This window comes from Thiomonas sp. TH-17 (assembly GCF_057473305.1).
The window spans coordinates 1-4,248 of record NZ_JBYCKI010000259.1 but is presented as its reverse complement, the minus strand read 5'-3'; the positions used below and the strand labels follow the sequence as shown (position 1 = coordinate 4,248).

2 protein-coding genes are annotated in these 4,248 nt (G+C 68.5%); both read left to right on the top strand.

All coding sequences use genetic code 11. The features are described from left to right. A partial coding sequence (locus tag AC2VLV_RS15065; protein WP_486990760.1) for an efflux RND transporter periplasmic adaptor subunit occupies window positions 1-943 on the top strand: 943 nt, incomplete at its 5' end. Next, on the top strand, window positions 943-4,107 hold the full coding sequence (locus AC2VLV_RS15060; protein ID WP_486990759.1) for an efflux RND transporter permease subunit: 3,165 nt from the start codon (window positions 943-945) through the stop codon (window positions 4,105-4,107). The genes AC2VLV_RS15065 and AC2VLV_RS15060, both read left to right, overlap by 1 nt. The last annotated feature ends 141 nt before the right edge of the window (window positions 4,108-4,248 follow it).

Below are 4,248 nucleotides of genomic sequence, written 5' to 3'. Positions count from 1 at the left end.
CTGGCTGGGGGCAACTTCGGCGCAGGCCGCCTTGCCGCGCCCCGTGCGGTGGAGCGCAGAGCAGATACGGTCGGCCGACTTGCGGATCGAGCACCTCACGCCCGCGAGCTACCGCACGCGATTCACCGCCAGCGCCACCGTCCAGAGCCCCACGGGTTTGCTGCGCAGCCTGAGTGCACTGGACGCGGCAAGGTCGCGGCTCAAGGTCGCGCAAAGCAGCCTGCAACTCGCCGCCATGCAGGCCGAGCGCGATCAGGGGCTATTCGAGGCCGGACAAAATGTCGCGCTGGCCGAAGTGCAGCAAGCGCAGGCAGCCGCCGAGCAAGCGCGGGCCGAGGTCGACAGCGCACATGCGGCAGTGGAAGTGGCTCAAGCACAGCTCACCGCCCAGCTTGGCACGGCGCTGGCGTCGCAACTGAGCAGGCAAGCTGCGCTGCGCCAGGCCATTCTGAATGGGAGCGAACTCATCGTCGATCTCACTTTGCCGCCGGGCCGAGCCCTGCCCCAGACAGCGCAAGTCGAACTGCATATTCCAGGCAGCCAGCGCACTGTGCACACCCGCGTCATCGGCCCGGCGGCTGCGGCCTCCAGCCAGTTGCAGGGATGGCGCGAGGTGCTCATTGCGCCCGCTGCACCCGGTCTGATGCCGGGGCTGGAATTGGTGGCCGAAGTGCAGTCCGCACGGGCGCAATCTGGCGTCAGGCTGCCGCCCAGCAGTGTGGTGTGGACTGACGCAGAGGCGGTCGTGTTCGTTGCCACCGCAGCCAAAGACAAGGCCCGCCAATTCACGGCGCGCAAGGTTTCCACCGCCTGGCCGTTGCATGGGGGGTATGTGCAACCGGGCTGGGGCGCGGTGGATGTGGTGACGCGCGGTGCCGGACTGGTGCTGACGCCGCCACCAAAGCCGCACGCCCTGCCCGCTGTTGGCGGAGACGACGACTGATGGCCCGCGCCTCGGGTTTGCAAGCCGCGCTCATCGCCTTGAGCATTCGCCGCCGTGGCGTGGTGCTGGCGCTGGCCGTGCTGCTCGCAGCGCTGGCTGTCAATGTGGCGCGCAAGGCGAGTACCGATGTGTTTCCGGAATTCGCCGCCAAGATGGTGAAGGTGCAGACCGAAGCCGTCGGCCTGTCGCCCGAGCAGGTGGAACTGCTCGTCACCAATCCGCTGGAGGCGGCGTCCAGCGGGCTGCTGGGCGTGCGGCAGGTGGCGTCGAAAAGCCTACCCGGCATTTCCATTCTGAAGCTGTATTTCGAGGCGGACACCAAGCTGCAAGAAGACCGCTGGCGCGTGGCGCAACACCTCGCCAGCGTGCATCTGCCTGCGGGCGTCGGGCCGCAACGGCTGATTCCGCTGACTTCCAGCACAGGCACGGTGTTGATGGCCGGGCTGACTTCGCATCAAAAGAGCCTGATGGACCTGCAATCCATCGCGCAATGGGACATTCGCCCGCAGCTCATGGCGGTGCCTGGCGTGGCCAATGTGCTGGTGTTCAGCCAGCAAGTGCGCGCACTGCAGGTGCGGGTCGATCCGCAGGCGCTGCAGCGCTTTCATCTCGATCTGCACCAAGTGCTGGCGGCAACTCAGCACGCCTCGGGGCTGATGGGCGCGGGCTTCATGCCCACGCCGGAGCAGCGCGTGCTGCTGGTCAGCCACGGCGCGGCCGACACGCCACAGGCGCTATCGGCCACCGTGCTGCGCGCCACGCCAGACGGCTCAATCACCCTGGGCGATGTGGCGCAGGTGGGCTATGCCTCGCTGCCCGCCATCGGCGGCGCCGCTATCAGCGGCCAGCCAGCAGTCATCCTCAAAATTCAAGAGTCCTACGGCGCCAACACCCTGCAGGTGACGCGCGGCGTGCAGGCCGTGCTGCAGCGGCACCGGGCCGGGCTTGCGGCACAAGGCATCACCCTGCACGCCAACCTGTTCCGCCCGGCCGATTTCATCACCATCGCGATGCGCAATGTGCGCGACTCGCTGCTGCTGGGCGCTCTGCTGGTGGTGCTGGTCATCGCCCTCACGCTGCTGGACTGGCGGGCGGCGCTGATCTCGTCGCTCGCCATTCCGCTATCGTTGCTTGCCGCCGTCACCGTGCTGGTGTGGATGGGGGTCACGCTCAATGTGATGACCCTCGGCGGCCTGGCGATCGCCATCGGCGTGGTGGTGGACGACGCGGTGATCGACGTCGAGAACATCCTGCGCCGACTGCGCGCTAACGCCGCGACCGCGCAACCGCAGCCGCCGCTGCGCGTCATCCTCGCCGCATGCCTGGAAGTGCGCGGCGCGGTGGTCTACGCCACCGCCGCGGTGCTGCTGGTCATCGTCCCGGTGCTGCTGTTGCCGGGGTTGTCGGGCCGCCTGTTCGCGCCGCTGGCGCAGGCGTATGCGCTGGCGGTGCTGGCCTCGCTTGGAGTGGCGCTCACGGTCACGCCAACGCTGGCCGCGCTGCTGCTGGCCGGACGCGATCACCGGCTTCATACGCCTGCCCCGGTACGCGTCGCCCAACGTGGTTACAGCGCCCTGCTCCACCGCCTGCTGCCACACTGGGCGCCTGCAGCACTCATCACACTCCTGCTTGTCGCCGGAGCGGCGCTGCTGGCGCGAGGCATGGGGGGCAGCTTTCTGCCGCCACTGCAGGAGGGGCAGTACATCGTCCACATGCGGTTGGCGCCAGGGGCGTCCATCACGGCCTCGCTGGACGAGGGCGCGCGCGTGACACGGGCGCTGGAACAACTGCCCGAGGTGCGACTGGTGGCGCAACACACTGGCCGGGCCACACTGTCTCCAGATGCCTCCGGCACACAAAGCAGTTCGCTCGACGTGAACCTCAAGCCGGGCGCCGATTCGGCGCAAGCGCTGGCAGCTATCGAGCGCGTGCTCGGCGGCTTCGCCGGTGCCAGTTTTCGCGTCAATAGTTTTCTCACCGAGCGCATGGACAACACCGTGGCCAGTGGCGCGGGCGCGCCGCTGGTGGTGCATGTGCTGGGCAACCATCTGCGCACCCTCGATGCCGTGGCCACGCGGGTTGCCGCTGTGCTGAGCCGCCTGCCCACAGCCAGAGGCGTGCAATTGCAAGCCCCGCCCGGCGTGCCGCAACTCGACATCGCCCTCAATGCGCAGGCGCTGCGCCGCTGGGGGCTGCAGCCGCTCCCGGTGCTTCAGACCATCCAAACCGCGTTTGCCGGCCGCATCACCGGCACGGTGTTCCACGGCGCGGTGCCGGTGCCGGTGCGCGTGGTTCTGAACCGAAGCGCCCGCGACAATCCACAGGCGCTGGGAGATCTGCGCATCCACACACCTGCGCTGGGCTTCGTGCCGCTGTCGCAACTGGCGCACATCACCGCAGCCAGCGGCCCGTCGGACATCCGCCATCTGGGCGGTGAGCGGGTGCAGACCGTGCTGGCCTCCACCACGTCGGCCAATCTCACCGGCTTCGTGCACCGCGCACGCGAGGCCATTGCCCGGCAGGTGCAGTTGCCGCCAGGCATCACCCTGCAATTCGAGGGCGAGGCGGCGCAGCGCAGCGCCACGCTGCAGCGGCTGGGCGTGGACGTGCTCGGGGTGCTGGCCGGATTGATCCTGCTGCTGTCGATGGCCTTGGGGCGCAGGCCCCATGCGCAGGATGGGCATGCGGCCACGCCGCTCCAGGCCGCTTCCACCACGACGCGGCAGGTCCTGCTGGTGCTGCTCTCGGTTCCCACCGCCTGGGCGGGCGGCGTGTTCGCCGCCTGGCTGGTGGGCGGCGTGCTGTCTCTGGGGGCGGTGATCGCCCTGCTCGCGCTCATGGGCATCAGCCTGCGCAATGCCATTCTCATCTTCGCCCACGCCGCGCAATTGCAGCGCGAGCAGGGTCTGGACTGGAATACCGACACCTTGCAGCGCGCCGTCGCCGACCGATTGGCCGCCATCGTGATGACCAGCCTGGTCACTGCACTGGGCGTGCTGCCGCTGGCGCTGGGCCTGCATGCCCCAGGGCGCGAAATCGAAGGGCCGATGGCTGTGGCGCTGCTGGGCGGACTACTCACCAGCCTGCTCTACAACCTGTTCGTGCTGCCCTCTTTGGCGCTGCGTTTTGGCGTGGCCCATCCCCGGAACCAGGCGCCCGAATGAAGACTCTTACCGATCGCACTCATCCCTCGCCTGCAACCGGCACAAAGCGGTGGTCGCCGCCGGTTGTTGCACAACCCGCCATCGCCAAGGAGAACAACTTGCACACTTCCAACCCCCTGCGCGCTCGGGCGCGCAATGCCG